Here is a 16,801-nt window from a genome sequence, read left to right as displayed (position 1 = left end):
ACGGGTTGTTCCGTTTTGTAGCTTTCAATGTCGTGCAAACGCCTCGCGATGCCAAGTGGAAAACGTTCGGTCAGCGGAAAGTGGAACGGAATCTCGCGAATTTGTCTCAAAATTCAGGGGTGAGCGGTGATGGGCCGTTCGCCGAGAGTTTTCGAATGATTCCAGGCGTAGCTGCTTGGCGGTTTCGTCATTGATCTAAAAAATGATATATTTTGTTCTGCTTTAATCGAACCCGGTCGATGCGGCCGGTCACGGCAAGGAGCCCCGCGCCCGATGAACGAGACCCCGCTTTCTCCCGGCAAAAACCACCAGTCGAACGAAGACAGCCGCGTCCTGCGCGCGCTGTCGATCCTCGATCAGCTTGCGGTCGCCGGGCAGCCTTACACACTGTCGCAACTCTCTGCGCGGCTGCACATTCCGAAGGCGACGCTCACGCGCCTCATCGAATCGCTCGAAGCGCAGGGCTACGTCATGCACTTGCCGGATTCGCGTGGTACCGATCGCGGCATCACGCTCGGTCCGCGCGCGGCGCAACTCGCGCTCGCGACGCTCGGCAGCAGCAGCTTCACGCGTGCGTGCCGGTCGCTGCTGCGCGGGCTGGTCGAGACCCTCGGCGAGACTTGCAACCTGACCGCACTCGATGGCGATACCGTGCTCTACATCGAACGGGTCGAGACGAACGAGCCGCTGCGGCTGCACATGCAACCGGGCATGCGCGTGCCACTGCACTGCACGGCGAGCGGCAAGCTGTTTCTCTCGCAGATGACACGCGCCGAGCGCAGCGCAGTGCTCGCGCGCCTGCCGCTCACGCGGATGACCTATCGGACGCTCACGGACGCAAGCCTGCTCGAAGCGGAGCTCGACCGGCTGTCCGCGCGCGGCGTGGGCATCGATAACGAGGAATTCGTGCGGGGGATGGTGGCGGTCGCCGTGCCGGTGCGCGACGAGGAGGGCAAGCACGTACTGGCGTCGCTCGCCGTGCATGCGCCGACGGCGCGCTCGAGTCTCGAGGATCTACTGAAGGCCGTGCCGAAGCTGAAGGAAGCGTCGCTGCGATTCGCGCCGCTGTTGCACAAGGCGGACGGGGCAGGCTAGGTCGCGGTCAGGTCGTGCTTACATCGTTTGATGCGCTTGTGCTTCGATGGGACTTGCCATGGAGCGCAGGCGCATCAAACGCCGTTGAACAAACCACACCATGAGCGCCATCGTAACCAGCTAGCGGCGTGGGCTGAACGATCAGAACGTGGAAGCCAGCTCGCGGGCCGCTTCCTGCAGACGTGGCACGAATTCCAAAGCCCTCGAAAGCGGTGCGCGCGACACGGGCGCATGCACGGCGATCGCGGCGACGCACTGATTCTGCGCATCGACGACGGGCGCTGCGACGCACACGATGCCGACGACGAACTCCTCGTTATCCACCGCGATGCCCTTGTGCGCAGCGCGATCGAGTTCGGCTTCGAGCAGTTCGGGATCGGTAAGCGTGTTGGGCGTGAAACGCTTCAACTGGAGCGCGCGCACGAGCACCGCGCGTTCGCTGGCCGGCAGCATCGCGAGCAACAGCTTGCCGCTCGCGCTGCAATACGCGGGCACGTGCGACCCGGGCTTGAGGTCGAGCCGCAGCGGCCACGGCGCCTCGACGCGATCGAGGTAGAGCACTTCCGTTTCGTGCAGCATCGTGAGGTTGCAGGTTTCTCCGAGATCGGACACGAGGCGCGTCAGGATCGCGTGACGCAGACGCCGGGCGCCGGAATGCATCATCACGCCGAGGCCGAGCTGCGCGAGACGCGGCCCGATCACGTATGCGTTCTTCTGGCCGGGCTCGCGGATCACGAGGCCGCCCGCTTCGAGCGACGCGAGCATGCGGTGCAACGAGGCCTTCGGCGCATCGATTTCGTGGGCGATGTCCGCGAGCGACACGGGGCCATCGGCAGCGACGAGATGTTCGAGCAGCGCGAACGCACGCAGGGTCGGGGTGTCCGCTTTTTTCATGTCTGCCGTTCCGGAAAATGGATCGGCAACATTGTACTCAACCGGGGTCCAGCCTGGTTTCGACAAGATTTCGGCCGTGTCCGCGACGTCCACGGGATCGGCGGAAAACGGTAAGCCGGATTCGAGGTTCATGGGCGGGCCTTTGCGCTATGTCGTACGAAATGGAACGAAACAGGCCGGAAGTGGTTGGCCTCCGGCATGTTTCAGCGGTTAGACGTAGTCCTTGTACTTGTCGAGCATGCGCACGGGCTTGGCGAGTGCGTCACGGCGGAACGGATCGCCGAGTTCGCGGGTACACATGATTTCGATGATGGTCGTCTTACCGTGATTCATCTGCAGATCGATCGCGCGTTTCAATGCCGGTCCGACATCTTCAAGCCGATCCACGACGATGCCCTCCGCACCCATCGCCCGGCCGATTTCAGCGAAGCTCTGGTTGTCGAGTTCGCCCGCAACGAAGCGGCGGTTGTAGAAATCGACCTGGTTCTTCTTTTCCGCGCCCCACTGGCGGTTGTGGAACACCACCGCCGTCACCGGAATGTTGTGGCGCACGCAGGTCATCGTCTCCATCAGGCTCATGCCCCAGGCGCCATCGCCCGCGTAGGACACCGCCGGACGGTGCGGTGCGGCCACCTTCGCGCCGATGATCGTCGGGAACGCGTAGCCGCAGTTACCCCAACTCATCGCAGCAAAGAAGCTGCGCGGCTTCTCGAAGCGCAAGTAACTGTTCGCGACTGAATTGATATTGCCGATATCGGTCGAGACCATCACGTCCTCAGGCATCGCCTTTTCCAACTCACGCAGCACCTGACGCGGATGCAGATACTCACCACCGCCCGGGGTGCGCTCGTGCTTCTGCTCTTCGATCATGTCGAGGCTGTACGGATCGCGTTCATGCGTCCATTCGTCGAGTTCTTTCTCCCAGGCGGCCTTCTCGGAGCGAATCTGTCCGGCGCGGTCTTCGCGCGATGCATCGCAGGCGAGCGTGCGGCCATTGAGACGCTGCGTCAGCGCGACAGCGGCGGCTTTCGCATCGCCGCAAATGCCGACGGTGATCTTTTTCACGAGCCCAAGCATCTTGTGATCGGCATCGATCTGGATGATCTTCGCGTTCTTCGGCCAGTAGTCCATGCCGTGCTGCGGCAGCGTGCCGAACGGTCCCAGACGTGAGCCGAGTGCGATCACGACGTCCGCGCGGGCGAGCAGTTTCATTGCGGCCTTGGAGCCTTGATAGCCAAGTGGGCCGCACCACAGCGGGTGGCTCGCGGGGAACGAGTCGTTATGCAGATAGCTGTTCACGACCGGTGCACCGAGCCGTTCGGCAAGTGCCTTGCATTCCTCAATGGCATCAGCCATCACGACACCACCGCCCGAGATGATCACCGGAAAGCGCGCAGTCGCCAGCAGTTCGGCCGCTTCGTTCAGACGCTGCTCGCCACCCGCGCCACGATCGAGCCGCTGCGGCTGCGGGATTTCGGCCTTGATCTGACCGTAGAAATAGTCGCGTGGGATATTCAGTTGCGTCGGCCCCATCTCGGCCATTGCGCGGTCGAAGCATCGGCCCGTGAATTCAGCCATGCGCGCCGGATGCGTAACGTGGCCTTGGTACTTGGTGAACTCCTGGAACATTGGCAACTGCTTGGCTTCCTGAAAGCCACCGAGGCCAATGCCCATCGTGCCCGCTTCAGGCGTGACGATCACCACCGGGCTGTGCGCCCAGTAAGCCGCCGCAATCGACGTCACGCAGTTGCTGATACCGGGTCCGTTCTGCCCGATCACCACGCCATGACGGCCCGAGACACGCGCATAGCCATCGGCCATATGTCCGGCGCCTTGCTCGTGGACCACCGGAATCAGACGAATGCCAGCGGGCGCGAAGATATCCATCGCGTCCATGAAGGCCGAACCCATGATGCCGAACATATCGGTGACGCCGTTGGCGGCGAGCGTTTCGACGAACGCTTCGGAGGGCGTCATGGCTTGCGGGCCGATGGCGTCGGTGGCGGGCGCGGCGAGGGTGGGGTCGAGTTCGCTCATGGGTGTCTCCGGTGTTTAATAAAAACGGAACGATAGGTTCCGAAAAGTGTGCGTTGAATCAAATGTAGATCAACGCACCGCCACCGTCAACGACAAATTCCATTATTCGGTATGATTTGTATCTAAAAAAGAATGCGTTTATGATGAGCCTAAAGAGAGACATACGCCGAGGAGAGCAAAAGTGACAGATATCGCGAGCAGCAAGCCGGACCGGATGGTGCCGGTGCGAAGCGTTTTCGGCATCGATTCCGGCCTGATGGTGCCCGCGTTCAGCGAGCGCGACGACCACGTCCCCGATATCGACGAGGCCTATCGCTTCAATCCTGAAGTCACGCTCGCGATCCTTGCAGGCTTTACGCGCGATCGCCGCGTGATGGTGCAGGGGCTGCACGGCACCGGGAAATCGACGCACATCGAGCAAGTCGCCGCGCGCCTGAACTGGCCGTGCGTGCGCGTAAACCTCGACGGCCACATCAGCCGGCTCGATCTCGTCGGCAAGGACGCGATCGTCGTGCGCGACGACCTGCAGGTGACCGAATTCCAGGAAGGCATCGTGCCGTGGGCGCTGCAACGGCCGGTCGCGCTGATCTTCGATGAATACGACGCCGGCCGCCCCGACGTGATGTTCGTGATCCAGCGCATTCTTGAGCGCGACGGCAAGTTCACGCTGCTCGACCAGAACCGCGTGATCCACCCGCATCCGTATTTCCGCATGTTCGCAACGACCAACACCATCGGCCTCGGCAACCTGAACGGGCTATACCACGGCACGCAGGTGCTAAATCACGCGCAGATGGATCGCTGGAACGTCGTCGCGACGCTCAACTACCTGCCGCGCGCGGAGGAAGCGGGCATCGTGCTCGCGCGCGTGCCTGAACTCGCCGACGACGCCGGCCGCGCGCTGATCGAATCGATGGTCAGCGTGGCCGAACTCACCCGCAAGGGCTTCGCCACGGGCGACCTGTCGACGCTGATGTCGCCGCGCACGGTCATCAACTGGGCGGAGAACTGCCAGATCTTCCGCGATCCCGCGATGGCGTTTCGCCTGACCTTCCTCAACAAGTGCGACGAGGCCGAGCGGCCAACCGTCGCCGAGTATTTCCAGCGCTGCTTCGGCCGCGAACTCGATGCCGGATGCGAGAGCCACGCATCGGCGCTTTTCTGATGCCGGCCGATCGCGGGGCGGCGCTCATCGCCGAGGCGCGTGAGCGCCTGTGCGCGTCGGCCATGCGCGCGCTCACCGGTGACGCCGAACTGCATTATCGAGACGGCCGCCTGTGGCGCGGCGACCGTCCGCTGCCGCTGCACGCGCCGCATCTGCACACTGATCGACATGACGACGATTTCGCGTCGCTGCGTGGCGCCGCCGATGGCGCGGCGCTGCGTCTCATGCATTCCGACGCGGCGCTGCATCGCGACCAATGTCCCGCCGATCCGGTCGAGCGGCTCGTGTTCGAACTGCTCGAACAACTGCGCTGCGAAACGCTGACGCCGCCGGGCATGCCGGGCGTCGTGCGCAATGTGCGGCATCGTTTCGAGGCGTGGTCGCGCGCGTTTCACCGCTCGGGGCTGCTCGACGGCCACCTCGGCATCCTGCTCTACACGGTGTCGCAGATGGCGTGGTCGCGGCTGACGGGCGAGCCGGTGCTGGAGGAAACCGAAGGACTCATCGAAGCGACGCGCGCGGCCATCGCGCCGGCGCTCGGCTCGGGCCTCGCGGGAATCCGCCGGCAACGTGACGATCAGGCGGCGTTCGCGATTCACGCGCTGGAGATCGCGCAGCGCGTGAGCGAGATGATCCAGGCGGCGCGCGCCGACCATTCGTCCGCGGACGCCGACGACCTCGATGACCAAGCCGCCGCGCGCAAGACGTTTTCGCTATGGCTCGGTTCGGATGAGGACGAGTACAAGGAGATGGGCATCGCCGTGACGGGCACGAGCCGTGCACTCGATGCGTCGGGCGACGGGTATCGCGTCTACACGAGTCGCTACGACGAGGAGGTGCGTCCCGCCACACGCGTGCGCCGGGCGCTGCTCGACGAGTACCGCGAGAAGCTCGACGCGCGCATCGCGGCGCAGGGGATCAACGTGAGCCGCCTTGCGCACGCGCTGAAGGCCGCGCTCGCCGATCCCGAGCGCGACGGATGGTCGTTCGGCGAGGAGCATGGCCGCATCGACGGACGGCGCCTCGCGCAACTCGTGGCATCGCCGAACGAGCGACGGCTCTTTCGGCTGGAACGACACACGCTCGTCGCGGATTGCGCGGTGAGCTTCCTGATCGATTGCTCGGGGTCGATGAAGGCGCACGTCGAACCGGTTGCGACGATGATCGACGTCCTCGTGCGCGCGCTCGACCGCGCGGGCGTGACGAGCGAGGTGCTCGGCTTCACGACGGCCGCGTGGAACGGCGGCCGCGCGCGACTCGACTGGCTCGCGCGCGGCCGGCCGCGTCATCCGGGGCGGCTGAACGAGGTATCGCATCTCGTGTTCAAGGATGCATCGACGAACTGGCGCCGCGCTCGCCGCGACATCGCCGCGATGTTCAGGGCGGAGCTGTTTCGCGAGGGTATCGACGGCGAGGCTGTCGAATGGGCGTGCAAGCGGCTCGGCGCGCGGCCGGAGAAGCGGCGCATGCTGATCGTGATCTCCGACGGCAGCCCGATGGACAGCGCGACCGCGCAGACCAACGATGCGTTCTATCTCGACAATCATTTGAAGGAAGTCGTCGCGCGGCATGAAGCGGTACGCGATGTCGAGGTGCTTGGGCTGGGCGTCGGGCTCGACTTGAGTCCGTATTACCGGCGCTCGTTAGCGCTCGATCTTTCGACGCCGCCGGATATGAAAATGTTGGGGGAGGTCGTGCGGTGGATGGGCGGGCGGGGGTAGGGCGCTTATTGAAGCCACCCCCGCACCGCCCTCACCATCAAATAGGCCCCAATGACCACCAGCACCCCGAACGCGATCCTTCGCGTCGCGACGCCGGATATCGGCGGCGGATAGCGCCGCGCCGCGACCGTCGCTAACGCCACCGCCGGCACGGCAAACACCGTCTGCATCCAGATCTCGTGTCCTAGCTGTCCGTGCCACGCGCTGAAAAGCGAGCGAATCAGCGCCGTCATGGCGAACAGCAGGATCAGCGCGCAGCGGATCTGCATGAGCGAGAACGGCTGTCGATAGAACTGGAACACGAGCGGCGGACCGGAAATGCCGAACATCCCGCTCAGCAGGCCGCCGAACACGCCGGAGAGAAAGAAGCCGCGATCGTCCGAGCGCCGCGCGAGCGGGGCGGGGCGCAACGCGGCGGCGAGCCCGCCGTAGAGGATCACCGCGCCCAGCATCATCTGCAGGATGCCCGACGCAGCGCCGCTCAGATAGTCGAGCAGCAGCACACCCGCGATCACCGATGGCAAGAGCCCGAGCGTCGCCGCGCCCACCGCGCGCCAGTCGATGTGATGTAGCGTGCCCGGCAACGCGATGGCGCTGTTCGCCAGCGTGACGAGGCTCACCAGCGCGGCCACGCTCGCGAGCGGTGCGAGGCCGAAGCCGCTCGCCGCGCCGAGCACGATCATGCCGAGTCCAAAGCCCGTGACCGTCTGGAAGTAGCTCGCGGCGCCCATCAGTGCGAGCAGCGTGAGCGCATGGAGCACGCCCGCGATGCTCACGGCGCGGACGAGGCCGCTCGCGTGTCGGCCGTCGATTGCAGTACGGCCTGCGCCTGCACACTCGTCACGGCGATCACGTAATAGATGTCGTCGGCGCTGCAGCCGCGCGACAGGTCGTTCGCTGGCTTCTTCAGCCCTTGCAGCAGAGGCCCGATCGCCTTCGCCCCGCCGATGCGCTCCGCCAGCTTGTAGCCGATGTTGCCCGCCTCCAGGCTCGGAAAGATCAGCACGTTGGCGTGCCCGTCGACCTGCGAATGCTCGACCTTGCGGCGCGCGATTTCCGCGACGATCGCCGCGTCGAGCTGAACGTCGCCGTCGATGGCGAGGGTGGGGCGCTCTGCCTTCACGCGTTCCGTCGCGGCGACGACCTTGTCGACCGCCGCGTGCCGCGCGCTGCCGCTCGTCGAGAACGAGAGCATCGCGACGCGCGGCTCGTCCATCAGCAGGCTCGCGGCGCTGTCGGCGGCGGCCATCGCGATTTCGGCGAGTTCGTTCGCGTCCGGTTCGACGACGAGCGCGCAGTCGGAGAAGATCAGGCCGCCCTTCATCGTGTGGAACGGCTCGCACAGCATCATCAGGAAGAAGCTCGAGACGAGCCGGAACCCCGGCCGCACGCCGATGATCTGGATCGCGGCGCGCACGACGTCGGCGGTGGTGTTCACCGCGCCCGCGACGGAGCCGTCCGCTTGGCCGAGGCGCACCAGCAGGTTCGCGAAGCAGAGCGGATTCAGCACCTCGCGTTGAGCTTCGTCGCGTGTCATGCCTTTCTTGCTGCGCAGCGCGAAGAGTTCGTCGGCGCAAGCTGTGGCGAGGGGTGATGTCGCCGGGTCGATCACGTCCATGTCCGCGAGATCGATCTGCTCGCGGGCCGCGGCCTCGCGGATGCGCGCCGTCTCGCCGACCAGCACGATGCGCGCGATGCCCTCGCGCGTCGCGCGTTGCGCCGCCTGCAGCATGCGCGGGTCCTCGGGCTCGCACAGCACGATGCGCATGGGCGTCGCGCGCGCGTGATCGATGATGCGGTTGATCGCTTTCATGAGGGTTTTTTGGGGAGTGTGGGAAGCCGGAAGCAGAGGTTGCTTCCGGCATGTTTCAGCGGTTAGACGTAGTCCTTGTACTTATCGAGCATGCGCACGGGCTTGGCGAGTGCGTCACGGCGGAACGGATCGCCGAGTTCGCGGGTACACATGATTTCGATGATGGTCGTCTTACCGTGATTCATCTGCAGATCGATCGCGCGTTTCAATGCCGGTCCAACGTCCTCCAGCCGATCCACGACGATGCCCTCCGCACCCATCGCCCGGCCGATTTCAGCGAAGCTCTGGTTGTCGAGTTCGCCCGCAACGAAGCGGCGGTTGTAGAAATCGACCTGGTTCTTCTTTTCCGCGCCCCACTGGCGGTTGTGGAACACCACCGCCGTCACCGGAATGTTGTGGCGCACGCAGGTCATCGTCTCCATCAGGCTCATGCCCCAGGCGCCATCGCCCGCGTAGGACACCGCCGGACGGTGCGGTGCGGCCACCTTCGCGCCGATGATCGTCGGGAACGCGTAGCCGCAGTTACCCCAACTCATCGCAGCAAAGAAGCTGCGCGGCTTCTCGAAGCGCAAGTAACTGTTCGCGACTGAATTGATATTGCCGATATCGGTCGAGACCATCACGTCCTCAGGCATCGCCTTTTCCAACTCACGCAGCACCTGACGCGGATGCAGATACTCACCACCGCCCGGGGTGCGCTCGTGCTTCTGCTCTTCGATCATGTCGAGGCTGTACGGGTCGCGTTCATGCGTCCATTCGTCGAGTTCTTTCTCCCAGGCGGCCTTCTCCGAGCGAATCTGTCCTGCACGATCCTCGCGCGATGCATCGCAGGCGAGCGTGCGGCCATTGAGACGCTGCGTCAGCGCGACAGCGGCGGCTTTCGCATCGCCGCAAATGCCGACGGTGATCTTTTTCACGAGCCCAAGCATCTTGTGATCGGCATCGATCTGGATGATCTTCGCGTTCTTCGGCCAGTAGTCCATGCCGTGCTGCGGCAGCGTGCCGAACGGTCCCAGACGTGAGCCGAGTGCGATCACGACGTCCGCGCGGGCGAGCAGTTTCATTGCGGCCTTGGAGCCTTGATAGCCAAGTGGGCCGCACCACAGCGGGTGGCTCGCGGGGAACGAGTCGTTATGCAGATAGCTGTTCACGACCGGTGCACCGAGCCGTTCGGCAAGTGCCTTGCATTCCTCAATGGCATCAGCCATCACGACACCACCGCCCGAGATGATCACCGGAAAGCGCGCAGTCGCCAGCAGTTCGGCCGCTTCGTTCAGACGCTGCTCGCCACCCGCGCCACGATCGAGCCGCTGCGGCTGCGGGATTTCGGCCTTGATCTGACCGTAGAAATAGTCGCGTGGGATATTCAGTTGCGTCGGCCCCATCTCGGCCATTGCGCGGTCGAAGCATCGGCCCGTGAATTCAGCCATGCGCGCCGGATGCGTAACGTGGCCTTGGTACTTGGTGAACTCCTGGAACATTGGCAACTGCTTGGCTTCCTGAAAGCCACCGAGGCCAATGCCCATCGTGCCCGCTTCAGGCGTGACGATCACCACCGGGCTGTGCGCCCAGTAAGCCGCCGCAATCGACGTCACGCAGTTGCTGATACCGGGTCCGTTCTGCCCGATCACCACGCCATGACGGCCCGAGACACGCGCATAGCCATCGGCCATAGGGCCGGCGCCCTGATCGCGGACCGCCGGAATCAGACGAATCCCAGCGGGCGCGAAGATATCCATCGCGTCCATGAAGGCCGAACCCATGATGCCGAACATATCGGTGACGCCGTTGGCGGCGAGCGTTTCGACGAACGCTTCGGAGGGCGTCATGGCTTGCGGGCCGATGGCGTCGGTGGCGGGCGCGGCGAGGGTGGGGTCGAGTTCGCTCATGGGTGTCTCCGGTGTTTAATAAAAACGGAACGATAGGTTCCGAAAAGTGTGCGTTGAATCAAATGTAGATCAACGCACCGCCACCGTCAACGACAAATTCCATTATTCGGTATGATTTGTATCTAAAATAGCGATGTACAAAACGTAGATCAAGGACCACAAATGCCCCAATCCGCCTCCGAAACCGGCGACTGGTTTCTCCTCACGCCCGGCCCGCTGACCACGTCGCGCAGCGTCAAGGCCGCAATGCTGCACGACTGGGGTTCTCGCGATGCGAACTTCGTCGCGATCAATAAATCGGTACTTGCGCAGTTGCGCGACATCGCGAACGGCGGCGATGAGTTCGTAACGGTGCCGGTGCAAGGCTCGGGGACGTTCGCCGTCGAGGCGATGCTGACGAGCCTCGTGCCGCGCGATGGCAAGGTGCTTGTGCTCATCAACGGCGCTTACGGATTACGCGCGAAGCGCATCCTCGATATCGCAGGACGCAAGACGGTCGTGCATCAGACGGCGGAAGACGCGCCGCCCGACCTCAAGAAAATCGAGTCGATCCTGAAGCGCACGCCGTCGATTACGCACGTCTTTGCGGTGCATTGCGAGACGACGTCGGGCATCCTCAATCCGGTTTCGCAGATTGGTGAACTCGCCACGCGTTACGGCAAGCGCTTCCTGATCGATTCGATGAGCGCATTTGGTGCGATCCCGCTCGATGCCCGCGCATTGCACGCGGACGCGATCACGGCATCGTCGAATAAGTGCATCGAAGGCGTGCCGGGGCTGGGATTCGTGATTTGCCGACGTGCGGCGCTCGAAGCTTCGCAAGGCAACGCGACGACGCTGGTTCTCGATCTACACCGATCAATGGTCGAACTTCGAGAAGACCGGCCAGTACCGCTTCACGCCGCCGACGCATGTAATCGTCGCGCTGCATCAGGCGCTTGAAGAGGTCAACGCGGAAGGCGGCGTGCAAGGGCGTGGCGGGCGGTATCGGACCAACTGCAGCATCCTCCTTGAAGGCATGACGGCGCTCGGTTTCAAGCCGTTACTCAAAGCCGAACTGCAAGCGCCGATCATCGTCACGTTCCACATGCTCGACAACGAACGCTTCGACTTCCAGCGCTTCTACGACGGTCTGAAGGAACGCGGCTTCGTCATTTATCCGGGCAAGCTGACGGTCGCGGATTCATTCCGGATCGGCTGCATCGGGCGGATCGGCGAGCGCGAGATGCGCGGCGCCCTCGAAGCGGTACGCGAGACGCTTCAAACGATGGGCATCACCGATTCATCGACGCAAGCCGCCTGATTCCGAGGCGGCCGGAACACAAATCGCAGCCGCAAGTCAGCGGCTTCAAGAGGTCGTACGCCGCCCGAAGGCCGCATCACGAAGCCCGCGCGTAATACAGATTCTGCGGATGCCTGGCCTCGGCGAAGAAGAACCATCGTTCCGCGACCAGCCCCGCGTATTGCGTGACGAAAGCGGCACAAAGCAGCCCGATCGACGACACGCCCGTTCCCGTCACCATCAGCACGAACGGCACGCCGAACGCGCAAGCAAGAAATGTCCACTTGATGCGCCGCAACGCTTCGGGCGTCTTCCCATGAAAAAACTCGCGCAGATTGAACGCGCCAGCCGTGAAGCCACGCGATTTCTGCACGACGTTCGTGCCCTTGATGCCGGTCGCGCTTTGCACTGTCGACTTCGGACGCAGGCGCGCATTGCGCACGAGCGACGCGACGCGGCTCACGCAGCCCGCGAGCGTCAGCAGGCAGGCGCACGTCGCGAGTCCGCTCGTAAGCATCGGCGCGAGCCACGCCGCGCATGCGGTCGCGAGCGTGAAGCCGGACGCGCAGCCGAGCAGCACGAAGTTGACCATCGTGAGCGGCGTCGCCCATTCCTGCAGGAAGCGCAGGCACGCGTAGATCATCGCGGTGCACACGAAGAGCGCGCCGCTCGCGACCACGCCGAGCGCGCCGATCGCGAGCGACCATGGCGACGCGAACCAGTGCGCGACGCCGTACGCGAACGCGCAGGCAAGAAACGCGGGCAGGCACAGGCATTCGCGCGAGAGCCATGACGTGCGCCACATCGCGATGGCGCGCCACGCGCGCTCGGGATGCCCGAGATGAAAGAACGAAGCGACGAGCCCGAGCACGCCGAGCACGACCGACACCGACGCGCCGACGACGAAGAACATCTGCGAAGGCGCCGCCACGATGCCGAAATGCAGCGTGGCTTCGACGCAGAACAGAGCGATTAAAAGGCCCTGCGCGGCGCCGCTCAACGTCGTGAGGAACACGACCGAGAATGCGGGTTTCATTGGCTGCTCCAAAAGTCGATGAAATCGATATAGGGAATCACATGCGCACGGCCATCGAGGCGAGATGCAATTCGCCGCGCTCGAGTTGCGCATCGAGCGTAACGGCTTGCCCGCTCTCCGGCTGACAAGAGCACGAACCGCTACCGCACGACGTGACCGGCTGCCTCGGCAGATAGTGGTTCGCGGGCTTTGTGTCCCACTCGGGCATCAACTGGTATCCGCCGCGCTCGCGTATCGCCTTCGATACGACCGACTCCGGGTCGTGAATATCGCCGAAGAGCCGCGCCGACGTCGGGCAAGCCAGCACGCACGCGGGCTTGCGATCGCGCTCGGGCAGTGCCTCGTTATTGATGCGATCGGCGCAGAGCGTGCACTTGGTCATCTCCTGGCGCGCTTCGTCGAGTTCGCGCGCGCCGTACGGGCACGCCCACGCGCAGTACTTGCAGCCGATGCACTTGTCGAAATCGACGAGCACGAGGCCGTCTTCCTTGCGCTTGTAGCTCGCGCCCGTCGGACACACGGGCACGCACGGCGGGTCTTCGCAGTGCAGGCACGACTTGGGGAAGTGGATGGTGTCGGCGAGCGGGAATTCGCCCGCCTCGTAGGTCTGCACGCGGTTAAAGAAAGTGCCGGAAGGATCGGCGTCGTAGGGGCGCGAATCGGAGAGACTGCCCGCCTCGCCCGACGTGTTCCATTCCTTGCAGCTCGTCACGCACGCGTGGCATCCCACGCAGACGTTCAGGTCGATCACGAGCGCCATCTGGGTCATGTGCGGCTCCTGTCAGTTGTTCTTGATCGTGTTGCGCAGGCGCGCGGCGAATTCCCCGCGACCCGCGAAGTAGGTCTGCACGACGCGCTGGATCACGCCCGTCATGCCGGGCGCGGCGCGCATCGGCGCGAATTGCGGGAGCGTGTGGTCCGCATCGGCTTCGGCCGGGTAGACGCGCACGCGCACGTCGTACCATGCCGCCTGGCCCGTGATCGGGTCGGAGTTCGACAGGCGCGTCGCGGCGGGCGTAGCGCCCGGCAGTTCGTCGGTGATCAGGTGATTGAGCAGGAAGCCGCGCTGCGATTCGTTCGCGTCGGGACTGAGGTTCCACGCGCCCGCCGCCTTGCCGATCGCGTTCCACGTCCACACCGTGCCCGGCTCGACGGCCTCGCTATAGCGCGCCATGCAGCGCACCTTGCCCCACTGCGATTCGACATAGATCCAGCCGCCGTCCTCGATACCGTTCTCGCGCGCCATCAGCGGATTCATGTACAGATGGTTCTCGCCGTGAATCTGCCGCAGCCACGCGTTCTGCGAATCCCACGAGTGATACATCGCCATCGGCCGCTGCGTGACGGCCGCGAGCGGGAAGCGCGCGAGATCGGTCGAATCGCGTTCGAGCGGCGGATACCAGAACGGCAGCGGATCGAAATAATGCTCGACGCGCGCACGCAGATGATCGGGCGGCTGGCGTCCCTTCGTGCGACCCTGCGCGGCGAGGCGGAACTTCTGCATCACGTCGGAGTAGAGCTGGATCAGGATCGGCTCGTTGAACTTGCGAAAGCCTTTTTCGACGGCCCAGTCGAGATACGGCCCGTTGCAGTTGCGCATGTATTGCAAGGTTTCGGGCAGTGTGTAGTGGAAGACGCAATCGTTCTTCGCGTACTGCTCCCACTGGTTCGGATTCGGCTCGCCGACGAGCGCGTCCTTGCCATCCTTGCCGCGCCAGCCGATCAGAAAGCCCACGCCCGAACCCGGCGCCGTCTGATGATTGACGATGAACTCCGGATAATCGCGATACTTGCGCGTGCCTTCTGGCGTCGTGAACGCGGGCAGCTTCAGCCGGCTCGCGAGCTCGATCAACACTTCCTGGAACGGCTTGCATTCACCCGTCGGCGGCACGACCGGCACGCGCACCGAATCAACCGGACCGTCGAATTCGGAGATCGGACGATCGAGCATCGACATCGCGTCATGGCGTTCGAGATACGTCGTGTCGGGCAGGATCAGGTCGGCGAAAGCGGTCATCTCCGACTGGAACGCATCGCACACGACGATGAACGGGATCTTGTACTCGCCGTTATCGTGCTTGTCAGCGAGCATTTTGCGCACTTCGACCGTGTTCATCGACGAATTCCACGCCATGTTCGCCATGAAGATCATCAGGGTGTCGATGGGGTAGGGGTCGCCGCGCCACGCGTTCGTGATGACGCTGTGCATCACGCCGTGGACCGCGAGCGGATATTCCCACGAGAACGCCTTGTCGATGCGGACGGGTCCGCCCGCATCGTCGATAAAGAGATCTTCGGGCGCAGCCGGCCAGCCGAGCGGGCCGCTCGCGAGCGGCGTGTTCGGCTTGACCGCGTCGGGATGATTCGGCGGTTTCGCCGACGGCGGCACCGCGCGCGGGAACGGTGACTTGTGCCGGAAGCCGCCCGGCCGGTCGATCGTGCCGAGCAGCGACATCAGCACCGCGAGCGCGCGGATCGACTGGAAGCCGTTCGAATGCGCGGCGAGTCCGCGCATCGCGTGGAACGCGACCGGGTTGCCCGTGACGGTCTCGTGCGTCTTGCCCCATGCATCGGTCCAGCGGATCGGCAGCGTGATCTTGTGGTCGCGGCTCACCTGCGCCATCTCGGCGGCGAGGCGCCGGATAGTCGCGGCGGGGATGCCGGTGATGTCCGCGGCCCATTCGGGCGTGCAATCGGCCACGCGCTCGCGCAGCAACGCGAACGACGGCGTGACGGGCGTGCCGTCGGTGAGCGTGTAGCGGCCGTCGAGCGCGGGGTCGGCGCCGTGGGCGTGATGCGGCACCGCGCGATTCGTCGCGCGATCCCACCACAAGTGGTTCTGCGGGAAGAGCGGGTTGCCTTCGGGCTTGTCGGGATCGCGCACGAAGAGGCCGAACCTGTCGCTCGCTTCGTTCATGTCGAGCAATTCGGCCGCGTTCGTGTAGCGCGCAACGAACGCGTGATCCCAGGCATCGGCGGCGATCAGTTCGTGGATCAGCGCCATGAAGAGCGCGCCATCGGTGCCGGGGCGGATCGGCACCCATTCGTCTGCGATTGCCGCGTAGCCGGTGCGAACCGGATTGATCGCGATGAAGCGCCCGCCCGCGCGCTTGAACTTCGAGAGGGCGATCTTGAGCGGATTCGAATGATGATCTTCCGCCGTGCCGATCATGAAGAAGAGCTTGGCGCTGTCGAGATCGGGGCCGCCGAATTCCCAGAACGATCCGCCGATCGTATAGATCATGCCCGCCGCCATGTTCGCCGAGCAGAAGCCACCGTGCGCCGCGTAATTGGGCGTACCGAACTGCTTCGCGAAGAGGCCGGTGAGCGCCTGCATCTGGTCGCGGCCGGTGAAGAGCGCGAACTTCTTCGGGTCGGTCGCGCGCAGGTGGGCGAGGCGTTTTTCGAGTGTAGCGAAGGCGGTTTCCCACGAGACCGGCTCGAATTGCGCGGTGCCGCGTTCGGCGTCGGGCTTGCGCACCAGCGGCTGCGTGAGGCGAGCGGGCGAGTACTGCTTCATGATCCCCGACGCGCCTTTCGCGCAGATCACGCCCTGATTGAGCGGGTGATTCGGGTTGCCGTCGATGTAGCGCACTTCGCCTTCGCGCAAGTGCACGCGGATGCCGCAGCGGCACGCGCACATGTAGCACGTCGTGGTCTTGACTTCGAGCTTTTCGTTTTGCGTGCGAGCGCTGTGTTCCATCTCTTGCCCCTTCTTGAGTGTGCTTCAACGCCTGAGCGTGCGCCTCTCGAATCGTTCAGCCGAACAGGTACTGCACGCCATAGGTAATTGCCAATCCACCGCCGATCAGCCATGCATACAGGATCGCGCCAGTTGCCAGCGCACGCGGACCGGCTTCGCGAATTTG

General features: G+C 64.3%; 11 protein-coding genes and 2 pseudogenes. 4 read left to right on the top strand and 9 right to left on the bottom strand.

Features of this window, described 5'->3' with window-relative positions:
• Nucleotides 1-273: 273 nt before the first annotated feature.
• Nucleotides 274-1,095, top strand: coding sequence for an IclR family transcriptional regulator (locus tag AWB67_RS03370; protein WP_087654828.1), 822 nt, complete (start codon nt 274-276; stop codon nt 1,093-1,095).
• 141 nt (nt 1,096-1,236) lie between these two features.
• Here AWB67_RS03370 and AWB67_RS03365 read toward each other — a convergent pair whose 3' ends face one another.
• Nucleotides 1,237-1,989 carry an IclR family transcriptional regulator gene (locus tag AWB67_RS03365; protein WP_025527925.1) on the bottom strand — a complete coding sequence of 251 codons (753 nt, stop codon included), beginning with the start codon at nt 1,987-1,989 and terminating at the stop codon, nt 1,237-1,239.
• A 210-nt stretch (nt 1,990-2,199) separates the two neighbouring features.
• A complete protein-coding gene (xsc, locus tag AWB67_RS03360) occupies nt 2,200-4,026 on the bottom strand; it encodes a sulfoacetaldehyde acetyltransferase (RefSeq protein WP_200822159.1) in 1,827 nt (608 codons plus the stop codon).
• Nucleotides 4,027-4,207: 181 nt separating this feature from the next.
• Between xsc (AWB67_RS03360) and AWB67_RS03355 the strand changes: the two genes are divergently transcribed.
• Together AWB67_RS03355 and AWB67_RS03350 are read left to right on the top strand one after the other, a co-directional pair.
• Nucleotides 4,208-5,191, top strand: coding sequence for an AAA family ATPase (locus tag AWB67_RS03355; protein WP_087654827.1), 984 nt, complete (start codon nt 4,208-4,210; stop codon nt 5,189-5,191).
• A complete protein-coding gene (locus AWB67_RS03350) occupies nt 5,191-6,912 on the top strand; it encodes a cobaltochelatase CobT-related protein (RefSeq protein ID WP_087655037.1) in 1,722 nt (573 codons plus the stop codon). The genes AWB67_RS03355 and AWB67_RS03350 overlap by 1 nt, the downstream gene beginning before the upstream one ends.
• A gap of 5 nt (nt 6,913-6,917) precedes the next feature.
• Here the strand turns inward: AWB67_RS03350 and AWB67_RS03345 are convergent, their stop codons facing one another.
• From AWB67_RS03345 to xsc (AWB67_RS03335), 3 genes are all read right to left on the bottom strand, one after another.
• The gene (locus AWB67_RS03345) at nt 6,918-7,643 is read right to left on the bottom strand and encodes a sulfite exporter TauE/SafE family protein (protein ID WP_087655036.1); all 726 of its coding nucleotides are present in this window, start codon (nt 7,641-7,643) and stop codon (nt 6,918-6,920) included.
• Nucleotides 7,644-7,684: 41 nt separating this feature from the next.
• A complete protein-coding gene (gene pta / locus AWB67_RS03340; RefSeq protein WP_087654826.1) occupies nt 7,685-8,725 on the bottom strand; it encodes a phosphate acetyltransferase in 1,041 nt (346 codons plus the stop codon).
• A 62-nt stretch (nt 8,726-8,787) separates the two neighbouring features.
• A complete protein-coding gene (xsc, locus tag AWB67_RS03335) occupies nt 8,788-10,614 on the bottom strand; it encodes a sulfoacetaldehyde acetyltransferase (protein WP_200822158.1) in 1,827 nt (608 codons plus the stop codon).
• Between the two features lie 162 nt (nt 10,615-10,776).
• Here xsc (AWB67_RS03335) and AWB67_RS03330 point away from each other — a divergent pair.
• A pseudogene (locus tag AWB67_RS03330) lies at nt 10,777-11,917 on the top strand (2-aminoethylphosphonate--pyruvate transaminase).
• Nucleotides 11,918-11,993: 76 nt separating this feature from the next.
• Here AWB67_RS03330 and AWB67_RS03325 read toward each other — a convergent pair.
• From AWB67_RS03325 to AWB67_RS39420, 4 genes and pseudogenes are all read right to left on the bottom strand, one after another.
• Nucleotides 11,994-12,932: a dimethyl sulfoxide reductase anchor subunit family protein gene (locus AWB67_RS03325; protein WP_087654825.1), complete on the bottom strand. Its 939-nt coding sequence runs from the start codon at nt 12,930-12,932 to the stop codon at nt 11,994-11,996.
• A gap of 37 nt (nt 12,933-12,969) precedes the next feature.
• On the bottom strand, nt 12,970-13,701 hold the full coding sequence (locus AWB67_RS03320; protein ID WP_087654824.1) for a 4Fe-4S dicluster domain-containing protein: 732 nt from the start codon (nt 13,699-13,701) through the stop codon (nt 12,970-12,972).
• Nucleotides 13,702-13,713: 12 nt separating this feature from the next.
• Nucleotides 13,714-16,635: a molybdopterin oxidoreductase family protein gene (locus AWB67_RS03315; RefSeq protein ID WP_087654823.1), complete on the bottom strand. Its 2,922-nt coding sequence runs from the start codon at nt 16,633-16,635 to the stop codon at nt 13,714-13,716.
• 55 nt (nt 16,636-16,690) lie between these two features.
• A pseudogene (locus AWB67_RS39420) lies at nt 16,691-16,801 on the bottom strand (YeiH family putative sulfate export transporter); the annotation flags it as partial.

The sequence above is a fragment of the Caballeronia terrestris genome (assembly GCF_001544515.1).
GTDB lineage: Bacteria > Pseudomonadota > Gammaproteobacteria > Burkholderiales > Burkholderiaceae > Caballeronia > Caballeronia terrestris.
This window is presented reverse-complemented; position numbering and strand designations above follow the sequence as displayed.

What these genes read in the sequence shown, in the direction of transcription:
- AWB67_RS03370 (WP_087654828.1), top strand. Translation starts at nt 274, where the DNA reads ATGAACGAGACCCCGCTTTCTCCCGGCAAAAACCACCAGTCGAACGAA.
- AWB67_RS03365 (WP_025527925.1), bottom strand. Translation starts at nt 1,989, where the DNA reads ATGAAAAAAGCGGACACCCCGACCCTGCGTGCGTTCGCGCTGCTCGAA.
- xsc (WP_200822159.1), bottom strand. Translation starts at nt 4,026, where the DNA reads ATGAGCGAACTCGACCCCACCCTCGCCGCGCCCGCCACCGACGCCATC.
- AWB67_RS03350 (WP_087655037.1), top strand. Translation starts at nt 5,191, where the DNA reads ATGCCGGCCGATCGCGGGGCGGCGCTCATCGCCGAGGCGCGTGAGCGC.
- AWB67_RS03345 (WP_087655036.1), bottom strand. Translation starts at nt 7,643, where the DNA reads ATGGGCGCCGCGAGCTACTTCCAGACGGTCACGGGCTTTGGACTCGGC.
- pta (WP_087654826.1), bottom strand. Translation starts at nt 8,725, where the DNA reads ATGAAAGCGATCAACCGCATCATCGATCACGCGCGCGCGACGCCCATG.
- xsc (WP_200822158.1), bottom strand. Translation starts at nt 10,614, where the DNA reads ATGAGCGAACTCGACCCCACCCTCGCCGCGCCCGCCACCGACGCCATC.
- AWB67_RS03325 (WP_087654825.1), bottom strand. Translation starts at nt 12,932, where the DNA reads ATGAAACCCGCATTCTCGGTCGTGTTCCTCACGACGTTGAGCGGCGCC.
- AWB67_RS03320 (WP_087654824.1), bottom strand. Translation starts at nt 13,701, where the DNA reads ATGACCCAGATGGCGCTCGTGATCGACCTGAACGTCTGCGTGGGATGC.
- AWB67_RS03315 (WP_087654823.1), bottom strand. Translation starts at nt 16,635, where the DNA reads ATGGAACACAGCGCTCGCACGCAAAACGAAAAGCTCGAAGTCAAGACC.